The 20,525-nt window shown below is 62.5% G+C and carries 19 protein-coding genes; 13 read left to right on the top strand and 6 right to left on the bottom strand.

Annotated elements, in window-relative coordinates:
- Positions 1-25 precede the first annotated feature (25 nt).
- Complete coding sequence (locus P0D71_RS12215) at positions 26-556, top strand: putative pterin-binding protein (protein WP_408480202.1); 531 nt, start codon at positions 26-28, stop codon at positions 554-556.
- A complete protein-coding gene (locus tag P0D71_RS12210; RefSeq protein ID WP_408480200.1) occupies positions 526-2,364 on the top strand; it encodes an ATP-binding response regulator in 1,839 nt (612 codons plus the stop codon). The genes P0D71_RS12215 and P0D71_RS12210 overlap by 31 nt, the downstream gene beginning before the upstream one ends.
- A gap of 36 nt (positions 2,365-2,400) precedes the next feature.
- On the opposite strand, the gene P0D71_RS12205 is transcribed toward P0D71_RS12210, so the two are convergent.
- From P0D71_RS12205 to P0D71_RS12195, 3 genes are all read right to left on the bottom strand, one after another.
- Complete coding sequence (locus tag P0D71_RS12205; RefSeq protein WP_091801972.1) at positions 2,401-3,255, bottom strand: helix-turn-helix domain-containing protein; 855 nt, start codon at positions 3,253-3,255, stop codon at positions 2,401-2,403.
- Between the two features lie 293 nt (positions 3,256-3,548).
- Complete coding sequence (locus P0D71_RS12200; RefSeq protein ID WP_408480198.1) at positions 3,549-4,889, bottom strand: type II toxin-antitoxin system HipA family toxin; 1,341 nt, start codon at positions 4,887-4,889, stop codon at positions 3,549-3,551.
- Between the two features lie 2 nt (positions 4,890-4,891).
- A complete protein-coding gene (locus P0D71_RS12195) occupies positions 4,892-5,146 on the bottom strand; it encodes a helix-turn-helix transcriptional regulator (RefSeq protein WP_091801966.1) in 255 nt (84 codons plus the stop codon).
- A gap of 272 nt (positions 5,147-5,418) precedes the next feature.
- Between P0D71_RS12195 and P0D71_RS12190 the strand changes: the two genes are divergently transcribed.
- From P0D71_RS12190 to zwf, 4 genes are all read left to right on the top strand, one after another.
- The gene (locus P0D71_RS12190) at positions 5,419-6,759 is read left to right on the top strand and encodes an NAD(P)/FAD-dependent oxidoreductase (RefSeq protein WP_408480196.1); all 1,341 of its coding nucleotides are present in this window, start codon (positions 5,419-5,421) and stop codon (positions 6,757-6,759) included.
- Between the two features lie 177 nt (positions 6,760-6,936).
- Complete coding sequence (locus P0D71_RS12185; RefSeq protein ID WP_091801959.1) at positions 6,937-7,188, top strand: hypothetical protein; 252 nt, start codon at positions 6,937-6,939, stop codon at positions 7,186-7,188.
- A 337-nt stretch (positions 7,189-7,525) separates the two neighbouring features.
- Positions 7,526-8,464 carry a bifunctional Delta(1)-pyrroline-2-carboxylate/Delta(1)-piperideine-2-carboxylate reductase gene (gene lhpI, locus P0D71_RS12180; protein WP_408480193.1) on the top strand — a complete coding sequence of 313 codons (939 nt, stop codon included), beginning with the start codon at positions 7,526-7,528 and terminating at the stop codon, positions 8,462-8,464.
- A 319-nt stretch (positions 8,465-8,783) separates the two neighbouring features.
- Positions 8,784-10,271: a glucose-6-phosphate dehydrogenase gene (gene zwf, locus P0D71_RS12175; RefSeq protein WP_408301336.1), complete on the top strand. Its 1,488-nt coding sequence runs from the start codon at positions 8,784-8,786 to the stop codon at positions 10,269-10,271.
- Between the two features lie 68 nt (positions 10,272-10,339).
- Here zwf and icmH read toward each other — a convergent pair whose 3' ends face one another.
- The 3 genes from icmH to tssJ form a co-directional block, all read right to left on the bottom strand.
- A complete protein-coding gene (gene icmH, locus P0D71_RS12170; protein ID WP_408480191.1) occupies positions 10,340-11,119 on the bottom strand; it encodes a type IVB secretion system protein IcmH/DotU in 780 nt (259 codons plus the stop codon).
- Entirely contained in the window at positions 11,116-12,462 is a 1,347-nt protein-coding gene (gene tssK / locus P0D71_RS12165; protein ID WP_091801946.1) for a type VI secretion system baseplate subunit TssK, read from the bottom strand. The genes icmH and tssK overlap by 4 nt, the downstream gene beginning before the upstream one ends.
- A 108-nt stretch (positions 12,463-12,570) precedes the next feature.
- Entirely contained in the window at positions 12,571-13,197 is a 627-nt protein-coding gene (gene tssJ, locus P0D71_RS12160) for a type VI secretion system lipoprotein TssJ (RefSeq protein WP_408480189.1), read from the bottom strand.
- 363 nt (positions 13,198-13,560) lie between these two features.
- Between tssJ and P0D71_RS12155 the strand changes: the two genes are divergently transcribed.
- The 7 genes from P0D71_RS12155 to tssG all read left to right on the top strand — a co-directional run bounded on the left by P0D71_RS12155 (position 13,561) and on the right by tssG (position 20,506).
- Positions 13,561-14,241, top strand: coding sequence for a tetratricopeptide repeat protein (locus P0D71_RS12155; RefSeq protein WP_408187372.1), 681 nt, complete (start codon positions 13,561-13,563; stop codon positions 14,239-14,241).
- Positions 14,242-14,276: 35 nt separating this feature from the next.
- A complete protein-coding gene (tssB, locus tag P0D71_RS12150; RefSeq protein ID WP_408187373.1) occupies positions 14,277-14,825 on the top strand; it encodes a type VI secretion system contractile sheath small subunit in 549 nt (182 codons plus the stop codon).
- A 15-nt stretch (positions 14,826-14,840) separates the two neighbouring features.
- Positions 14,841-16,331 carry a type VI secretion system contractile sheath large subunit gene (gene tssC / locus P0D71_RS12145; protein WP_091801935.1) on the top strand — a complete coding sequence of 497 codons (1,491 nt, stop codon included), beginning with the start codon at positions 14,841-14,843 and terminating at the stop codon, positions 16,329-16,331.
- Between the two features lie 71 nt (positions 16,332-16,402).
- The gene (locus P0D71_RS12140) at positions 16,403-16,906 is read left to right on the top strand and encodes an Hcp family type VI secretion system effector (RefSeq protein ID WP_091801933.1); all 504 of its coding nucleotides are present in this window, start codon (positions 16,403-16,405) and stop codon (positions 16,904-16,906) included.
- An 85-nt stretch (positions 16,907-16,991) separates the two neighbouring features.
- On the top strand, positions 16,992-17,471 hold the full coding sequence (tssE, locus tag P0D71_RS12135; RefSeq protein WP_091801930.1) for a type VI secretion system baseplate subunit TssE: 480 nt from the start codon (positions 16,992-16,994) through the stop codon (positions 17,469-17,471).
- 138 nt (positions 17,472-17,609) lie between these two features.
- Positions 17,610-19,448, top strand: coding sequence for a type VI secretion system baseplate subunit TssF (tssF, locus tag P0D71_RS12130; RefSeq protein WP_408301329.1), 1,839 nt, complete (start codon positions 17,610-17,612; stop codon positions 19,446-19,448).
- Positions 19,412-20,506 carry a type VI secretion system baseplate subunit TssG gene (gene tssG / locus P0D71_RS12125; protein WP_408301327.1) on the top strand — a complete coding sequence of 365 codons (1,095 nt, stop codon included), beginning with the start codon at positions 19,412-19,414 and terminating at the stop codon, positions 20,504-20,506. Before tssF ends, tssG begins: the two co-directional genes overlap by 37 nt.
- The last annotated feature ends 19 nt before the right edge of the window (positions 20,507-20,525 follow it).

Here is a 20,525-nt window from a genome sequence, read left to right as displayed (position 1 = left end):
ATTAGATAACGGAATATAAAAGCAGATGACCAGCTCGACCGCAGGGGTGAAGGGCAGCAAACGTGCAATCTGGGCCGCGGGCGTCGTTCTCGCGCTGGCCGCATGGGGTGCGCAGGCTCAGTCGGACGCGCCACCTTTATCGCTCGACGTGCGCGGCAAGATCGGCAAGACGACTGATGCGTCCCACCAGACATACCGCTTCACCGAGGCTCAACTGCTCGCGCTGCCGGTCCACGCGATCACGACCGCGACCACCTGGACGCCGCGTTCCACCTTCACAGGACCCTTGCTGGCGGATATTCTGAAGACGGTCGGCGCGTATGGCAGCCAGGTCGAAATCCATACGCTCGACGACTACACCTACACCGTTCCTGTGTCGGACTGCGATCGCTACGGCGTGATCGTCGCGTACAGCATGAATGGCCAGCGTCTTAAGATCAGCAACTTCGGGCCGCTGTTCCTTATCTACCCGCGCGATGCGTTCCCCGATGAACTCGCGGGCGCCTCGGGCGATTCGAAATTCGTATGGCAGATCAAGGCCCTCATCGTCAAATAGTGCGCCGCCCGTGGCGCCGTGTCCTGTACGTGCTGATCTGGCTGACCGCGCTCGCGGCGCCGGCGGGCGCGATCGGCTACCTGTTGTACGCGAATCTGCTCAACCCGCGCACCACCGAGCAGTTGACGGGCACCTACGACGGTTTCTACTGGGACGCCGCGCAGTTGCAGATTACCTACGCGCGCTTCGAGAATCAGCTGCTGCTCTATCAGTCGGGCGTGGACGACGACTATCAGCGATTGATGCTGCGTTATCAACTGCTGCAATCGAAACTCCATGTGCTGGCGGGCTCGACGCGCCGGCTGACCACGCAGCTCTCGCTGCTGCAAAGGCAACTGGACGAGATTCATTCGCTCGATCTGTTGCTGGGCGGCATCGAACCCGAAATCGATGCGTTGCCGAAAGATCGCAGCCAGGCCAACCGGATCGTCGCGCAACTGCGCCAGCACTGGAACGAGGTCAACGATCTCGCGCTGAGCCGCCGTTTCGCCGATGTTGCCGACCGCGAAGCGATGAACCGCGATTTCATCGACAAGCGCCGCATGCTGTTCGCCGGTGGTCTGTTGCTGCTGTTGCTCTCGGCGGCGGCGACACTGTTGCTCGTGTTGAATGGGCGGCGCCGCACGCGTCTGATGCGCCAGCAGCACGCGGCGCTCGAAGCCGAGCACCAGGCGAGCCGCGCGGCGCGCGAGGCCAGTCACGCCAAGGACGCGTTTCTCGGCATGATCAGTCACGAACTGCGCACGCCGTTGCACGCCATTGTGTCGTCGATCGAGTTGCTGGGCTTCAACTATCACTCCGAAGCGGACCGCAAGGTGATCCAGCGGCTCGATACCGCGGCGCGGCATCTGGAAGCGCAGATGAAGGACCTGACCGACTATGCGCGCCTCGGCGCCGGTAAACTGGAGTTGCGTCACGAACATTTCGAGCCGCGCGAGTTGCTGGCGTCGATCGTCGACGAACACGCGATGTCGGCCGCCGCACGCGGTCTGCGGCTCGAAAGCGAGGCGAGCGGGATGAGCGGCCTGGTCGATTCCGATCCGCACCGGATTCGCCAGATCGTCAACAACCTCGTCACCAACGCGATCCGTTATACCGAGACCGGCACCGTGCGCGTGCAGTTGCGGCAGCGGCCGGCGCTGCTGATGTTCGTCGTCAGCGATACGGGGCCGGGCGTGCCGCATGCGCAGATTCCGCTGATCTTCCAGGAGTTCACTCAACTGGACGCGTCGCGCACGCGCCGCTTCGAAGGCGCGGGGATGGGGCTCACGATCGTGCAGGGACTGGTCAAACTGTTCGGCGGCACCGTCGAGGTGGCGAGCAAGGTGGGCGAGGGCACGACCTTTACCGTGACCATTCCCGTCACGTCGGTCGCCGCCGCCGAGCCGCCGGACGTGACGGCGAACGCCGAGCCCGGCGGCGCGCGTCCGTCCGTGCTGATCGTCGACGACAACCGTCTGATTCGCGAGTCGCTCAGCGAAATGGTCGCGTACATGGGTTTCGACGCGCACGCCGTCGCCAATGCCGACGATGCGCTCGCCTGGCTCGACGCGCGCCGCTGCGACGTGGTGCTGCTCGATCTGCATATGCCCGAGCGCGACGGCTACACGTTTCTCGCGGATTTTGCCGCGCGCGGCGGGCCCTCCGCCGGCGTGCCGGTGATCGTGGTGAGCGCGTATGCGCCGGACGGGGACAATGACGCAGACGCCGGCTCCCGGCCGTTCTTCGAAGCGCTACTGAAGCCGGTGCATTACGAGGAGCTTCGCAGCGCGCTGCAGCGGGCCCTGGCTTCGCGGCGCACGGTGTGACTCGCGTTGAGGCCGCTCAGGGCCGCTCAAGTCCGCTCAAGGCCGGTTCAACCGCTTCGACAGATCGGCCACCAGAATCGCCATGCGCGCGGGTTTTTCATAACACGCGACGTCGTAATTGCGGATCACCTGGCTGATCTCCGATTCGCTGGCCTTGCCGGTCAGCAATTCACCGGTCAGCACGAAAATCGGCGCGTCCGGGTTTTCCGAGGCGCGCACCGCGCGAATCGCGGCCGCCGAGGTTTGCGGGCCGAACAGCCAGTCGATCACGACACCGTCGAACACCTGGGTTTGCAGTTGTTCGGCAAAAGCCGCGAGTCCGTAGATCGCCACCGCCGTGAAGCCACTGCGCTCCAGATAGTCACGCAGGTTGTCGGCGCTTGCCTGATCGTCGTCGACCACGGCGATAGTCGGCTTGTCGGTTTCCGCGCGACGCGGATAGATCTCGATCTTGTGAACCTCGTACGCGCTTTGGTAGAGCGTGCCGTCGTGACGCGCCACGCGCCATTGACCGAGCCTGGAATACGCGACGAATTCCGGGCGGCTGCCCGGCTCGAGCGCGGCGCCGATCCAGGCCGTGCAGGCCAGTTCGATTGCGCCGACGCTGAACACGGCCTCCTGAGCGATCGCGCCGACCATGCCCGGATCGAGAGATTGCGCGCCGAATAGCTGGGCGGCAGGTTCGCCGTACACCTCGGCGACCTTCTTGATCTGGGACAGAGTCCACGGGCTGTTGCCGCGCAGCTTGCGGTGCCCCTGTGAAAAACTCAGATCGAGGATGCGGCACAGTTCCGTGGTCTGCTGGCGTTTGCCGATTCCGTGCCGGCTCATCAACTCGCGCACGCGCTCGGCGACGGCGATGGAGTCGGGTGAGTTTGTTTCGTTGGCCATACTGCGTGAGAATCCGCCGTCTTAAAGGGTACTGGGGAGCGCGATACGACAGGCGCAACACGGCCATGCACATTCAATGCGCATTGACGCGGCTACGCGGGGGACAGCAAATGTACCGTAAAAAGTATCGCAGTCTGTAGTTTTGTTGAGCGTCGCCGAGCCCATCAGGATGAGTGTCGAAACAGGCTGGTTCGGCGATCGTTTTATGCATTGAGCATGAATTGTATTTTACCGATTAAACCGTGCCGCATCGGTGAAGAAATACGCCGAACGGGGCAAGCCGCCCGACACGCCTAGCCTGCGGGCATGCTGGCGAGCTTCGCCGCCGAGTTTGTCAGGCCTTTGAAAATCCGTTCGGCGACCCTGGCCGGAAAACGCTCGGGCAATTCCGCCGAGACCCGCTCGATCACGCCGGGGGTCTGTTCGATCAACCGCCGGATCAACGGTTCCGCGTCCGCGCCGTACGAGCACTTCAGCGCCATCGTGTTGAAGTGGCGCCGCTGCACGTCGCGAAACGCGTCGTGTTTGCTGCGCGACCACATGCCCATGGCGAGCCTCGCCTTGAACCACGACCACTGGTTCGGGCCGCTGCCTTCCACCGGCCAGATCGACATCACGTCGTAGAGCGGCGTCAGGCGGTAGTGGCCGCCCGCCAGCAGGCGAATGCTGAAATTCTTCGCGTGACCGTCCGGCGCCGCCAGCATCCAGAACAGGATCTGGCTCGCCAGCAGCGTTTCGATGTCCTGCCGGGCCTCGACCGATTGCTGGAGAATCCGCGCAAGGTCGAGCACGCCCGGGCCGCCTTCGTTTTCATATTTGCGATGCGACGGCACGCCGTACACCTGGCAGAAGTCTTCCTGCGGCAGGCGCAACAGCCATTGCCCGCTCGAATGCAACTGGCGGTCGAAGCGTTCCACGCTCAACACCCGTTGCTTGCCGAACGTCACGATCTCCGTGTTGGCGACGGGCAGGCCGAAGGCGTGCAGAATCCGCAGACAGAGCCACTCGTTTTCGACCGAGGTACTGAGATCGGCGAGTTTATTGCCGACGAGGCCGAGCGGCAGCTTGAAAATGTGCGTGGTGGGCGTGGCGCCGTGCGGCCTTTGCCACTTGCCCTCGTGCCACAGCAGCGCGGTTTTTTCCTGCGCGCCGGCGAGCGAGATGCGGAAATCGTCCGTTTCGTCGGGCGCGCCGAGCGCGGGGTTGCTGACCGTGCGGGCCAGCATGGTTTCGATTTCGGCGTCCGTGAGCGGCGTGCCTTCGATTCGTTCGACACCTTGTGGCGCGTCGTCTTCGGCGAGTAACTGGACGGCGCCCACACAGTCGCGGCCGATGGCTTGCAGCAGGTCGAACGCGTCGAGCGTCTCGGTCTGGTAGCGTTGGGCGATGCGCTTTCGGATCGCCTCGCTGTCGGGCAGCAGATTGTCGAAATAGTTGAGGACGCGCGAACCCTTGTGCGCCAGATTGCCCGGCGTGAATGGCAGCGACAGGGACAGGGGCCGTCCCGCGGGCGAGGCGACCCACGCGGGATCATAGGCAAACTCCATGGGGCCGCGAGCGGGCAGGCGCCAGACGCCGACCCGCTCGCCGTTGGCCCACACGGAGAGCGCGCGTGAGTGAGTTTGGCGGCCCATGCTCACCACTCGACAAGAGGCGCGGGGCCAGGCAGCGCCTGACTCTTGTCGCGCAATTGCAATTGCAGACCGTAGATGCCGCACAAGGCCAGCAACTGGGCGAGAGTGAGGGCGGCTGCGTCGGTTTCGAGTGCCGAAATGCGGCTCTGGCTGACGCCGATCCGCGCGGCCACCTCGGCCTGCGTGAGTCCGGCTTGCCGCCGGCTGGCGGCAAGCAACTGGGCCATTTGATCCGGCGTGGCGATGAGGTGGAGCATGGCAAATTATCCGCGACACGAATAAACGCATTTTATGCGTCACACGAATATCTGTCAAATATTTGTGTGACGCATATTTTGCGAATATGCGTATGACGCATAAAATGCGAATATCTGTGTGGCGAATAAACTGCGCATGTCGCGCCGTTTCATGTCGTTTCGCGCCGTTTCGTCTCGTTTCCGCGTCGAGCCGCAAGCCTCAGGCATCGCGGCATTGCGAACAAGCGCCTCGCCTGCGAAGATTACGCCCACACTTAAAACCTGCCCGTCCGATGACCACGACTTACCCCCTGCACGCGAACTTCACGCCCGCCGACCAGCCGTTTCCGAAACATGCCGACGTGGTGATCGCCGGCGCCGGCATCATGGGCTGCGCGGCCGCCTACTATCTGGCGCGCCGCGGCCTCTCGGTCGTGGTGCTCGACAAATCGCGGATTGCCGGGCAGCAGTCGTCACGGGCGTGGGGATTCGTGCGCCAGCAGGGCCGTGAAGCCGCCGAAGTGCCGCTCATGATGGCCAGCATCCCGCTGTGGAAAACACTTGAAAGCGAGCTGAATTTCGATCTCGAATGGCGTCAGGGCGGCTGTCTGTACGTGGCGACCGGCGAGGAAGACTGGAGCTCCTTCCAGCAATGGATGGAGGTCGCGCGTCAGTACGGGCTCGATACGCGCACGCTCGATCGCAAGCAGATCGACACGGTCGTGACCGGCATGCACGGCCCGGCGCTCGGCGGCCTCTACACCCCGAGCGATGGGCAGGCGGAACCGCGCCGCGCCACGGCCGCCTTCGCGGCGCGGGCGGCCGAGGCGGGCGCGCTGTTTTTCGAAGGCTGCGGCGTGATCGGCGTCGAGCGCGCGGGCGGTGCGATTGCCGGCGTGGTCACCGAGCGCGGCACGCTGCGCACTTCGCGCTTCATCTGCGCGGCCGGCGCCAGCAGTTGGCGTCTGCTCAAAACGCTCGGGCTCGAACTGCCGCAACAGGCCGTGCGCGGCACCTGCATGCGCACCAACCCGTTGCCGCGCATCACCGCGTCGACCTTCTGGGGGCACGGTCTCGGCGTGCGGCAACGCGAGAACGGCGCAATCAATCTCGCCGACGACATGCAGGTCGACGTCGACATGACGCTCGGCCATTTCCGCGCGCTCAAGTGGTTCTTGCCCGAGCTGTGGGCGCAACGCGAGAAGTTCAGCTTCCATCTGAACGGCGCGTGTCTGCGCGATCTGCGCGAGCGTCTGCCGGGCGGCGTGCCGGAACACGACCGTGTGCTGCATCCGCGCGATCCGCATCCGCAGCCGAATGTGAGCCACGCGCCGCGTGCGTTGAAAAAACTGCGCGCGTTGTTCCCTGCGCTGAAGGACGCGCAGGTGGTCGAATCATGGGCCGGTCTGATCGATGTGCTGCCCGACGGCATCCCCGTGATCGACGCGCCGCCGCAGGTTAGCGGTTTGACGATCGCCACCGGCTTTTGCGGTCATGGATTCGCCATGGGACCGATTGTCGGCAAACTGCTCGCGGAATTGAACGACGGCGGCAAGGCCTCGCTCGATCTGTCGGCCTTCCGTTTGCAGCGTTTCTTCGACGGTACGATGCAGCGGCCTCGCAGCATGCTGTAAAAAACACCGCTCTCAATCCACTTCACGACCGACGAACTACTCACGTTGCGACACGCCGGCATGCGTACTACACGCAATGGGACAACCCCGCACGGGTCGGCCCGATCGGCGCGCGCAATGATCGGGCCCGTTTTCTGCTGGAAAGCCTGCATCTCTTTCTGCGATAACGGACCTGTCATGAATCGAGTCTCTGTCCTGCTTGCTGCCAGCCTTGTCGTCCTAAGCTCGGCTCACCCGGTGAACGCTGCCAGCCGCGATGAGCAGACCAAGGCCTGTCGTGGCGATGCAATGCATTTCTGCGCCGCCGACATTCCCAACGAAGACAAAATCACCGCGTGCATGAAGCAGCACGTGGATGAACTGAGTCCGGCGTGCCGCGCCATGTTCAAGGGTGGCAAGAAGGGCAACGATAAAAATACTTCGCAATGAGGCGGGGCGTGAGCCGCCCGTGGCACCGCTGGAACCCGCCAGGGGATTTGCCCTCGATTGCGCTTACGCCTTCTTCGAGCGGCGCTTGATCCACCCATCACCTCACACCTGACCCTCCCACTGCCGCGATCCGGCCCTACGACGCGCGAGGCGTCGTAGAATCGTTTGTCCCCGACTCACGAAGCCACCGCATGCCTGATGCCCGAACCGGAGCCAACCGATCGCGGCGCGCGGCCTGGCGACGCCGATCCATCCGTCGCGCCAGGCGGACGAAGGGAGCGCCGCTAGCTAGTCGATCCCAACTCAACCCTGTGCCAAGGACTGGAACCACCTGCCCATGACTCGCCCGACCACGCAGATTTTCGACGCCGCCGCGACCGCGCGGCTGATTCCGTATGCCGCGCTCGTCGACGCACTCAAGCGCGCGAGCGTCGAGTATGCACAGCAGCGCATCGCGAGTCCCGAACGGCTCGTCGTGCCGCTCAACGAAGGCGGCATCATGCTGTCGATGCCCGCCACCGCGCCCGATCTCGCGATCCACAAACTGGTCAACGTGTGCCCGAGCAACGGCCCGCGCGGCCTGCCCACGATCCACGGCAAAGTGATGACGTTCGACGCCGACACCGGCGAGACGCTTTTCATCCTCGACGGGCCGATCGTCACGGGCCGCCGCACGGCGGCAATCTCGATGCTGGGCGTCGAAACCTTCGCCGCCGGCACGCCGCGCGAATTCCTGCTGATCGGCACCGGCACGCAGGCGCTCAACCATCTGGAGGCGATCGGCGAGCTGTTTCCAGAAGCGCGCGTATGGGTGAAGGGCAGTGCGCCCGCGCGTGCCGAAGCATTTTGCGCGCAGCATCACGAGAAGGTGCGCGAGCTTCGGCCGCTCACGCAAGACGGCGGCGCGACCATCCCCGAGTCGGTGGACGTCGTGATCGCGCTGACCACGAGCAGACAGCCCGTCTACGACGAACCCGCGCGCGCGGAGCGCCTCGTGATCGGCGTCGGCGCATTCACGCCCGCCATGGTCGAGATCGGCGCGCACACCATTGCCGGGAGCGCGCTTTTCGTCGACGACGAGGCCGGAGCGCGCCACGAGGCCGGTGACTTCATTCAGGCGGGCGTGGATTGGGCTCAGGTCGGCGGGATCGCCTCGGTGCTCGGCAACCCGGCGCTGCGGCCGCAAAAAAAACCGATCGTTTTCAAAAGCGTCGGCTGTGCGGCGTGGGATCTGGCGGCGTGCCGCGTGGCGCGCGAGGCGCTGTCAGGCAGTTGAAGGCTCGCCGCACAAAGCGTGCGTGAGAAGCTGGTGCAATGGCGCGAGGGGGTGAGGAGCAGCGGAGATATAGCAACGCGACCGGCTTGCCGGTGAACGCCGAAAGAGCCTTGCAAACAGGCTCTTACCGTCTCAGGTTGGCATATTGCGCCAACCTGAGGCACATGTTGCCGTGCAAACAATCGCAAAACGTTGCACCATAAGCGTTTGCCAGAAAAAAGTGCCGGCCTGCCGGCACGGCGCTTCGCTGCTGCTTGTGCTGCTGCTTTTTTCTGCCCGTTGACCGACGCCTCATCCATCACGACGCTGCGACCGCGCTATGACGACCCACCACGCTTCTGCCACTCCCGACCTGCCGCTCGACATGATCATCTTCGGCGGCACCGGCGACCTGTCGTTTCGCAAGCTGCTGCCCGCGCTCTACATGGCGCATCTGCACTGCAATCTGCCGCCGGACACCCGCATTCTCACGATCGGCCGCAAGCCGTGGTCGCGTGAGGAGTACATCAACGAATTCATGGAGTTGAAGGCGAAGCCCTTCATCGAAAAGAAAGCGTTCGAAGCCGCCGCCTGGGACAAATTCCTGGCGCTGTTCGAATACGTGCGCATGGACGTGGACTCGGTCGAGGACTATCAGCGCCTGAAGGAAGCGTCGCGCGAAGGCGTGCGCCGCGTGTTCTATCTGGCGACGTCGCCGGATCTGTTCACGAACATTTGCGACAACCTCGCGGCCGCGGGACTCGTCGACGGCAACTCGCGCGTGGTGCTCGAAAAGCCGCTGGGCCACGATCTGGCCTCCGCGCAGGAGATCAACATAGCGGTCGGCAAGCATTTCAGCGAAGCGCAGATCTACCGGATCGACCACTACCTCGGCAAGGAAACCGTGCAGAACCTGATGGTGCTGCGCTTCGGCAATCCGATTTTTGGCCCGCTGTGGCAGGCACCGTACATCAAGAGCGTGCAGATCACGGTGGCGGAGACGGTCGGCGTGGGCAGCCGCGCGGGCTTCTACGATAAAACCGGCGCGCTGCGCGACATGGTGCAGAACCACTTGCTGCAATTGCTGTGCATTGTCGCGATGGAACCGCCCGTGTCGCTCGACCCGGACGCGGTCCGCGACGAAAAGCTCAAGGTATTGCGCTCGCTGCGGCCCATGACGCCGGAAGACATCGCGCGCGATACGGTGCGTGGCCAGTACACCGCCGGCGCCGTGGACGGCGAGGCGGTGAAGGGTTATCTCGAGGAAGACAACGTGCCGGCAGGCAGCCGTGCCGAAACCTTCGTCGCCTTGCGCGCGCACATCAACAACTGGCGCTGGGCGCATGTGCCGTTTTTCCTGCGTACCGGCAAGCGGATGCAGAAGAAGGTGTCGGAGATCGTCATCGAGTTTTCCGAGTTGCCGTTCTCGATCATCCCGAATGGGAATAGCGGGCACAACTACGGCAACCGGCTCGTGATCCAGTTGCAGCCCGAGGAGTCGATCCAGCTGCAGGTGCTCGCGAAAGAGCCGGGCAGCGGCATGCATATGGTGCCGGTCAATCTGAATCTGGACTTGCAGCAGGCCTTCACCGAGCGTCGCGCGGAAGCGTATGAGCGCTTGCTGATCGACGTGATTCGCGGCCGTCTCACGCACTTCATGCGTCGCGACGAACTGGAAGCGGCGTGGGCGTGGGCCGAGCCGATTCTGGCGGGCTGGAGCAAGTCGGGCGAGAAGCCGCGTAGCTATACGGCGGGCACGTTCGGGCCTTCGGCATCGACTGCGCTGATGGCGCGCGAAAATGCCGTGTGGGCGGAAGAGTCGCAATAAACGGTTTCTTCAGCGCAGTGAAAAAGCCCGCGAAAGCGGGCTTTTTTATGTCCGCGATAAACGCAGGCCTAAGGCAACGAAATCGTCAAGGTGGCCGATTGCGGCCCCAGCTTGACCACCTGCGAATACGGCGCGAGCGAGCGCAAGGTCTGGTCGCGCAGATAGGTGTTCAGGCCGAGGTAGGCCAGCAGTCCAACCAGCGCGAACACCGCGCCGATCGACCACAACGGCACCTCGCGTTTCAGCCGGTGCGCGACCTGATCGGGCAGCGGCCAATGCGGCGCGAACGGCGCGCGTTTGCCTTTCATATGCGCGATTTCATCGCCGATGCGCGCGGTCAGATAGGCGAGCTTCTCCGGTCCCTCGAGCAGATATTTGCCCTGGAATCCGAGCAGCAGGCACATGTGAAACACCTCGAGCGATTGCAGACGTGCCGTGCCTTGCGCGCGGCATTCCTCGAGATACTGGAAAAATTTCTCGCCCGCCAGCTGCTCGCCGAACAGCACGAGTTGCAGCGGCCGGCGCTCCCACTCCGTGCGGATTCTGAACGTGGACGACAACACCGATTCGTCGATGGCCGCGCAGAACGCAAACTTCGACGCGTAGACATCTTCCGCCGACGCATTGAGCTTCTTCGCGCCGCGTTCGAAGTCGCCGAGAAACTGCTGGATGCGCTGGCTGAATTCTTGCGCGTCGCCGGGCTCGCGGCCGTTCTTCAACAGAAACAGCATGAAGAAGCCGTCGTATAGCAGATCGAGCAGCGAGCGGACCTGATAGCTCGGCTCGGTGATCGGGGCGGGCGTCGCGGCAGGCGTGCTGCCGCCAAAGAGGGAGGGCGCGTAGCTCATGATGTGACGGCGATCAGTTCGAGTTGAAGATCGTTGATGCCCGACGGCGCGTAGATCATGGCCGATTGGGCCTGCAACATGCGGTCGTACAGCGCGCCACGCGATTCGAACGAGAAGTAGCAGGCGCCCGGGCGGACCGGAATGGCGGGCGGCACCTGCGGCGTGTAGACGAGGCGCACGCCCGGCATGGCCGAGAGCACGAGCTTGTCGACGTCGTCCGGCGCGCCGACCTTGAAGCGCGCGGGCACGGCTTCCACGAGCTCGGCGGTGGGCATGTCCGCCGACACCGCGATGTAGAACAGGGTTTTGTCGTCGATCTTGCCGGAGTCGAGCCGGCCCGCATGGAACGACGGGCGCACTTCTTCGAGCGAAATCGCGAAGTAGCGCGTGGAGATCACGGTCTCGAGCAGATCGCGCAGGATCGTGTCGAGACGCGCGAAACCGGGGCCCGGATCGTCATGCCGGTAAGCCGGCAAGTCGGACAGCGCATAGCCCTTCGAAAACGTCATCAACTGGCCGGCGAGGCGCAGCAGTTCCTGGAACAGACGTTCAGGATGCAGCGCCGAATGCTGGTACAGATGCGCGAGCGAAGCGAACGCCGCGCTTGCTGTATGCAGCAGCCAGAACGACGCAATGTCGCCGGAGCGGAACTCGATGATGTTCTTGGTCGGCTCGCGGTGAAAGCCGTACAACGCATTGACCTTGGCCTGCAGTGCGTCGATCAGTTGGCGCAGCCGCTGATGCAGGACCGGCGAAGCGTCGATGGCGAGGCAGGGCGGCACGAAGGTGTCGTCGATTTCGAAACCCGACGTGGCCGTGCGACGCACGCGTACGAGCGGCACCGACAGCAACTGGTCGCGCGGCTCGCTGTGCGCGATGAGTTTGACGCTGGTTTTCAGAAACGTGATGTCGGCTTCGGCGGCGTCGGTGAAATGATCGGCCACCGGCGTCTGCTCACTGACGTAACGCGAGACGAAACCCGCGTTGCTGTCTTGCGAATAGTTCGCGCCGGTTTCGCGCAACGGATGCAGCGCGAGATAAAACGTGAACTCGTTGATGCCGTCGGGCAGCGTATCCAGCGCGATGGGCGGCGGCAGGTCGTCGGCTTGCGGCGCGGAGTAGAGCGCGCCGTCGGGAAATACCAGCGAAAGTTCGCTCACGCGCAGCACGTTGCTGCCGAGCGCGTCGCGGTCGAAGCGCGCCGAACGCACGCCCCAGTTGTACGGCTGGATCGCCTGGATCGATTCGAACAGGCGTGCCTCATGATAGGCGTCCTGACGCTGAAAATGCTGCGGCCTCAGAAACAGGCCTTCCCCCCAGAGCACTTTTGCGGAATAACTCATCTCAAACCTGTTATATGCGTTCAGCGTGTGGCGCACCCGGAGATAACCGATTCGAGCGCCGCATTGTTAAATCTGTGAAAAATGTTAAATCGTATTTTATCGGCATCTTTATCCGCAACTCACCGAAGAGAGCATATTCAGAGGTTGTGCGGGCAATCCCTGTTCTGGGGGGATCACAGTGCCGTTGGTCACCGTCATTGCACAGTTATGCAGGCCGATCATTATGCCGGATTTCTCCGACTTCGCCGGGTCGAAGGCGAATTTCCAGCGTTGCATGGCCGGATCGCGGAATAACGCGACGATACCGAATGCCTGCGCTTCACGCGAGACTTTTTCGGTAACAACGTAGCGCTGGCCCGGGATTAGCGTGAGTTCGCGCACACCCAGCAAATCGCCGCCCAAGGTAGTTTTTTCCCTCGCTGGATCGGTAAAGGCGTCGAATGGCGCCTGCTGGAATGAGGTCGGGTCTTTCAGGACATATAGCCGCACTACCAGCGCTAATGGACGTTTGTCGTTCGCCGCATTCAGATTCGGCGCCGCATATAAGGTGAGGCCGACATTGCGTGGCGGCTTCTGGGCGTCCGGCAGGTCCGGTTTGCCGAGGCCGCTTGCCTGCAAAGCCGCGTTGGCAGCCGCTCCGAGCACCGTGACACCGGCCGCGCAGCCGCCCAGCAGCGCGCACGCGGCGGCATTGGCAATCATTTGCGATGCATAGCGAATAAGACGCGAATTCATATACATCGACCGGCTCGCCGCCGTCCCCTATCAGAACAATCAATAACGAAATCAAGCCGGTCATTTTGCAGAAACGGTTTGCCACGTAATGCCGCTTTATGCAAAGTGCATGAAGCGATGCGTGGCAGCCTATAGCGGGCGAAGAGTGGCAAATTTTTCCGCTTTCTGTTTCTTGCTATTGAAGCAGGAAACAATTTCTGCATGTTTCGTTTAAATGACCCTCATGCATTTTTTTTGTGCAATCCTTCTTCACACGAAAGTTGAATTATCGAAAATTGGCCTGTACTATACCCGCGCACTTGAAGCAAAGCAAAACTCCGGTTTTCCATTTGAAATAAAAAATTCGCACGTCGGTGAAAAACGATGAATGAGCGTCTGTTAGTAAAACTATCTGGGGTTGTGTTGGCATGCGGCGTGATGGCCGGTTGCGCGACACAGGGCAACAATCTCGCGACCACACCGGAGGCTTTTAATAAGCAACTCGCGGATGCCGATACCGTCGCAAAGGGCGGCGATCAGGATCGTGCAATCGCGCTTTATCAGCAGCTTTCCAAATCCGACCCGACGCGTGAAGAACCGTGGTCGCGTATTGCGCAGATCCAGTTCACGCAAGGCCATTACGGTCAGGCAATCGTGGCCGCGCAGGAAGCGCTGCAGCGCGACCAGACCGATCGTCAGGCCAAGAGCGTGCTGGCCGTGGCCGGCCTGCGCGTCGCCACGCAATCGCTCGGCGAATTGCGTCAGGACGCATCGCTCGCGGGCGATGCGAAGTCGGACGCGCAAGCGCTCGCCAAGCAATTGCGCGACACGCTCGGCGAAGCCACGCTGTTCCCGCCTGATCCGAGCGACAAGCCCGTGGTGAAGAAGAAGCGCGTCATTCGTCACACCGCGAAGAGCAAAGCCGTGGATACGCCGGACGCCAGCACGAGTGCCGCGCCGGCTGCCGCCACGCCGGCTGCTCCCGCGGCGCCGGCGGCGCCTGCCGCACCCGCCAAAGCCGCGCAAAGCGGCGGCGCGTCCGATCCGTTCAGCGCGCTGCGCTGATCCAAGCCTGATCCATCAGCACCCGGGAGCCGACGATGGCGAAGAAAGAAAGCATTCAAAAACGCTTGCAAAAAGTGCGGCCGCCCCGCGTCCAATTGACCTATGAGGTCGAGCGCGGCGATGCGATCGAGGTGAAGGAGCTGCCGTTCGTCGTCGGCGTGGTCGCCGATCTGGCGGGGCAGTCCGAAGTCGAGCAGCCAAAGCTGCGCGATCGCAAGTTCGTCAACATCGATCGCGATAACTTCGACGACGTGATGAAAGCGATCGAACCGCGCGCCGCGTTCCAGGTGGAAAACCGCCTGAGCGAAGCCGGCGGCAAATTCGCGGTCGATCTGCGCTTCAAGTCGATGGCCGATTTCAATCCGGACGAAGTGGTCGCGCAAATCGAACCGCTGCGGCGCCTGCTCGAAGCGCGCTCGAAGCTCGCCGATCTGCGCAACAAGCTGGCCGGCAACGACAAGCTCGAAGACCTGCTGAGCGAAGTGCTCAACAACACGCAGCAGTTGCAAACCCTGGCGAAAGATCAGGGCAACGCGGCGGACCAGCACGGCGGCGCGCCGGACCACGACAAGCAGGGCGAATAAAGCACGGGGTGTGAGATGAATCAACAAACGGCAGCAGCCCAACTCGCCACCGCGCAAGGCGGTACGGAATCCACGCTGCTCGACGAAATCGTCGAGAAGAGCCGCGTGGCGAAGTCCGATTCCGAACACGCGCGCGCGAAAGACCTGATTGGCGAGCTCGTGCATCAGGTGCTCGACGGTACGGTGGTGGTATCCGACAACCTGTCGGCCACGATCGACGCACGCGTCGCCGAACTCGACCGCCTGATCTCCGCGCAGTTGAGCGCGGTGATGCACGCGCCGCAATTCCAGCGCATGGAAAGCACGTGGCGCGGTCTGGATTACCTGTGCAAGGAAAGCAATACCGGCGCAACGGTCAAGATCAAGGCGCTGCATGCGCCCAAGCGCGACCTGGTGCGCGACTTCAAGACGGCGATCGAATTCGATCAGAGCGCGCTGTTCAAGAAGATCTATGAGGAAGAGTTCGGCACCTTCGGCGGCTCGCCGTTCGGCACGATCATCGGCGACTTCGAAGTGACGCGCCAGCCGGAAGACGTGTATTTCATCGAGCAGATGTCGCACGTCGCGGCAGCCGCGCATGCGCCGTTCATCGCTTCTGCGTCGCCCGAATTGCTGGGCCTCGAAACCTTTGCCGACCTCGGCAGGCCGCGCGATCTCGGCAAGGTGTTCGACACGGTCGAATATGCGAAGTGGAAGTCGTTCCGCGACGCCGAAGATTCGCGCTATGTCGGTCTCACGCTGCCGCGTTTTCTGGGCCGCTTGCCGTTCAATCCGAAAGACGGCGCCACGGCGGAGGGTTTCAACTTCGTCGAAGACGTGGACGGCACGGATCACAGCAAATACCTGTGGTGTAACGCGGCGTGGGCATTCGCCGCACGCCTCACGGCGGCCTTCGACGACTTCGGCTGGTGCGCGGCGATTCGCGGCGTGGAAGGTGGCGGTCTGGTGGAAGATCTGCCCACCCACACCTTCAAGACCGACGACGGCGAAGTCGCGCTGAAATGCCCGACCGAAATCGCGATTACCGATCGCCGCGAGAAGGAGTTGAGCGACCTCGGTTTCATTCCGCTCGTGCACTGCAAGAACTCGGACTATGCGGCGTTCTTTGCCGCGCAATCGGTGCAGAAGCCCAAGAAATACAGTACCGACAGCGCCAATGCGAACGCAGTCCTGTCCGCGCAATTGCAGTACATCTTCTCGGTGTCGCGTGTCGCGCACTACCTGAAGGCGATGATGCGCGACAAGATCGGCAGCTTTGCATCGGCGCAAAACGTCGAAGTATTCCTGAACCGTTGGATCTCGCAGTACGTGCTGCTCGACGACAACGCGACGCAGGAGCAGAAGGCGCAGTTCCCGTTGCGCGAGGCATCGATACAGGTCTCGGAGATTCCGGGCAAGCCGGGTGCGTACCGTTCGGTTGCATTCCTGCGTCCGCATTTCCAGTTGGACGAGCTGTCGATTTCTTTGCGGCTCGTCGCCGACCTGCCGAAACCGGCCAATTCATAAGCAAATCAGAGAACCCGGGCCGGCCGCCCGGATTAGCTGCTAAAACCACCTCTTTGGGGAGTCGATGAGTTATGAAGGATATCTATTTAAAATTCGGCAATCCGGCGATCAAAGGCGAATCTGCCGATAAGGATCATGCTGGCTGGATCGAAATTGATTCGTGGAGCCATTCGATCACGCAACCGCGTTCGGCAACGGCTTCAACGGCAGGTGGTCACACCTCCGAGCGCTGCGAACATGCCGACATGCTGTTCACGAAAGACATCGACGTGGTCAGCCCGCTGATTTATCAACATGCGTCGGGCGGCACGACGTTCGACGAAGTCACGATCGACTTCATGCGTTCGGACGGCGAAGGCAATCGCATCAAGTACCTGGAAGTGAAGCTCAAGTACGTGATCATCTCGAGTGTGACGCCGAGCGTGGTGGGCGAAGGCCTGCCGTCCGAGCAGTTCTCGCTGAAATACGCTGCCGTGCAATGGAAGTACACGCAGCAGAAGATCGGCGGCAACCAGGGCGGCAACGCGCAAGGCGCGTGGAGCCTGACGAAGAACGACAAGACGTACGCGGTCTGATGCAGGTGCGCATCCGGCACGCGCGGCTCGCGAGGGCCGCCGTGCGCCGTGCGCGCCTCGCATCGACCCGCTTCTTCGGACGCTGATGAAACGTTTCGAACCCAGCTTTCTCGACAAGCTGTTCGACGACGAACCGCATCTGCCGGCTTCTCCGGCGATGCGGCAATTGTCGTTGGACGAATTGAAGAGCACCGTCGCGCGCGACGTCGAGGCGATCCTGAATACGCGCATCGCCCTGACCGAGCCTGAGCTGGCGGCGCTACCGGAATGCCAGCGCTCGGTGCTCACGTACGGTCTGAACGATTTCGCGGGCCTGAGCCTCGCGAGCCATTACGACCGCACGTTCATCTGCAAATCGATTCAACAGGCCATTGCACGGCACGAGCCTCGCTTGCAGGATGTGGCGGTCACGCTCGAATTGAACGAACAATCGACCAACGCGTTGAACTTCGCCATCCAGGCGCTGCTGGTCGTGCATCCGGCGGAAGAACCGGTGAGTTTCGACGCGATGCTGCAACCGTCCACGCTGCAATACTCAGTGACGCGCGCACGCGCGAAGCTGTAGCAGCAAGATTTTCAACCGTCGCATTTCAGGTGGCGGGGTTGTCGAGCAATGGCTTTCTTAGTACCGCTTTACCGCCGCCGTTACGCGCAACGGCGGCGATAGATTGGGCGGATAGGTTTCAGGTCCGGGGATAGATCGATGGAAGAACTGCTGCCGTATTACGAGCGCGAATTGTCATTTCTGCGGCGCTATTCGCGCGACTTCGCCGAACGCTACCCGAAGATCGCGGCGCGTTTGGCCATGTCCGGCGAGCATTGTGAGGACCCACACGTCGAGCGGATGATCGAATCGTTCGCGCTGCTCGGCGCGCGCATCAACAAGAAACTCGACGACGATTACCCCGAATTCACCGAAGCGCTGCTGGAAGTGCTGTATCCGCACTACCTGCGGCCATTTCCGTCGTGCTCGATCGCACAGTTGGGCACGTCCGCCGCGCTGAGTCATTTGACGGAACCCGTACGGGTGGAGCGCGGCACTGAACTCAAGTCACGGCCCATTCGCGGCGTGCAATGCCGGTTCCGTACCGCCTACGACGTGACGCTGGCGCCAATCCGTATTTCGGAGGCGAAATACACCTCGGTGGCGATGGCGCCGAGTGCAACCGTGCTACCAGGCAATGCCACGGCGATCGTGTCGATCACCTTTGAATCGACGGCGGCGCAACTCGATCTGTCCGCGCTTAAACTCGGCACGCTGCGCACGCACCTGCACGGCGAACAGTCCTTTATCGCGGCGCTGGCGGACTGTCTGTTCGTCAACGCCATGGCCACGTATGTGGAGGCGGACCGGCGCGGCGTGTGGAAACAGGTGCGCGAATCTCCGGTCGTGCAGGCGGGTTTCGGCGAAGAAGACGCACTGATCGACTATCCGGCCAAATCGCACCCGGCGTACCGGTTGCTGACCGAGTACTTCGCGTTCCCCGAGAAATTCAATTTCGCCGACTTCGATCTCGCGGCCATGACGCGCGCGAGCGGCCGCTGCCAGCGTGTCACGCTGCACGTGGTGCTCAAGGAAGTGCGCAGCGACTCACACGTGGCGCGTCTGCTGGATTCATTGGGCGCACATCATTTCCGCCTTTTCTGCACGCCCGTGGTGAATCTGTTCGAGCAGCACGGCGAGCCGATTCGCGTCAGCCATCAGGCGATTTCGTATCCGGTAATAGCCGAAGCGCGCCGTGCATTTGCCTACGAGGTCTATTCGATCAATTCGGTGAAACTCGTCAGGCAGCAGGCACATGAAGAATCGGTGATCGAATTCCGGCCGTTCTATTCGTTGCATCACGGCGAAGCAGCGCGTGCAGGGCACTACTGGTTCGCCAGACGCAACGATTGGGTCGCGCAGAAAAGCCCCGGCTATGAAACTGAAATCTCGATCGTCGATATCGACTTCGAACCGGCCGCGCCGCAAACCGATACGTTGAGTCTCGATCTGACCTGTACCAATCGCGATCTGCCCGCCGGTCTCGCCGTAGGGCTCGAGGGCGGCGATCTGTTTCTCGAGGGCGGCTCGCTGACCGGCAGCATCTCGATGTTGCGGCGCCCCACGCCGAGCGTGCGTTTCGAGCGCGGGCGCGCCGCGCATTGGCGGCTGATCTCGCATCTGGCGTTGAATCACGTCTCGCTGGCAAACAGCGGTCTGTCGGCGCTCAAGGAAATGCTCGTGCTCTACGATTTGCGGCGCACGGCGGTCTCGGCGCGGCATATCGACGGGCTGGTGGGCATTGAACAGCGCGCAGCCGTGCAATGGCTACCTGGCAAACCGTTTGCCACTTTCGTGCGCGGCATTGAGATTCGTTTGACTATCGACGAAGAACATTTCGTCGGCACGAGTCTCGCGTCGTTCGTGCGGGTGATCGACACGTTTTTTGGGCTGTACGTGCATCTGAACAGCTTTGTGCAACTGGTCGTCGTGTCGAAGCGCACCGGCGAGGAGATTCTGCGATGCAAACCGCGCAGCGGCGAATCGATCCTAGCGTAGTCGAGCAGCTTCTCGACGAGCCGCATCGCTTCGAATTCTTTCAGGCGGTGCGAATTCTCGAGAAGTGGTTCGCACAGCAATCGCCTTCCCATGCCGGACGCCCCGGAGAAATCGTCGCGCAGCGAATCGCTTTCCGCAATTCGCTGTCGATGTCGTTTCCGCCGAGCGAGATTCACGGCGCGCAGTCTTACGACGCTGCGGGCGCGGCGCTGAAACAGAAAACGCAACGTACCGCCGCGCTCGAAGACGGCTCGCTCGACAAAGTGGATATCACGCCGGCGTTTTTCGGTCTGCTCGGCGGGCAGGGCGCGTTGCCGCTGCATTACACCGAGCAGATCGTGGCGCGCGAGCAGATCAAGCGCGATCGTGCCGCGCGTGAGTTCTTCGACGTGTTTTCGAATCGCGCGACGGCGCTGTTCTACGCGGCGTGGAAAAAATACCGTCTGCCGTTTCATTACGAGCTGGACCGCGACGAACGTTATTTGCCGTTGCTGCTCGCGCTGGCCGGCGTCGCCGACGACGACACGCGCAACAGTCTGCAAAGTGGCGAGGGCGCACTGTTCGACGAAGCCATTGCCGGTTACGCGTTGGCCGCGCGGCATCGTCCGGTGTCGGCGGCTTATTTGCAACGCACGCTGTCGGAGTACTTCAAAGTGCAGGTGCGCGTCGAGCAGTTCGTCGGCAAATGGTACGACGTGCCGCACGATCAGTTGACGCTGCTCGGCAGCGTGAACGCGACGCTCGGCGCGACCGCGCTGGCGGGCGAGCGCGTCTGGCAGCGCGACATGCGTGCGCGGCTCGTGATCGGACCGCTCGGCAAAGCCGACTACGAAGCGTTTCTACCTGGCGCCGATCGCGCGGTGGCGCTCGAACGCATGCTGACGTTGCTGGCCGGCGTCACGCTCGAATACGAGGTGTCTTTGGTATTGCGCCGTGCGGCCGTCGGCCCGAGCGTGTTGAGCAAGGGCGCGCGCCTCGGCTGGGACGCGTTCCTGTGCACGAAAGAGGCCGACCGTGATCGCGCGGATGCCCGTTACGAATTGCACGTGATTCACTGACTATAACGACAGAACCTGG

This window comes from Paraburkholderia sp. RL17-383-BIF-A (assembly GCF_046028015.1).
GTDB lineage: Bacteria > Pseudomonadota > Gammaproteobacteria > Burkholderiales > Burkholderiaceae > Paraburkholderia.
This window is presented reverse-complemented; position numbering and strand designations above follow the sequence as displayed.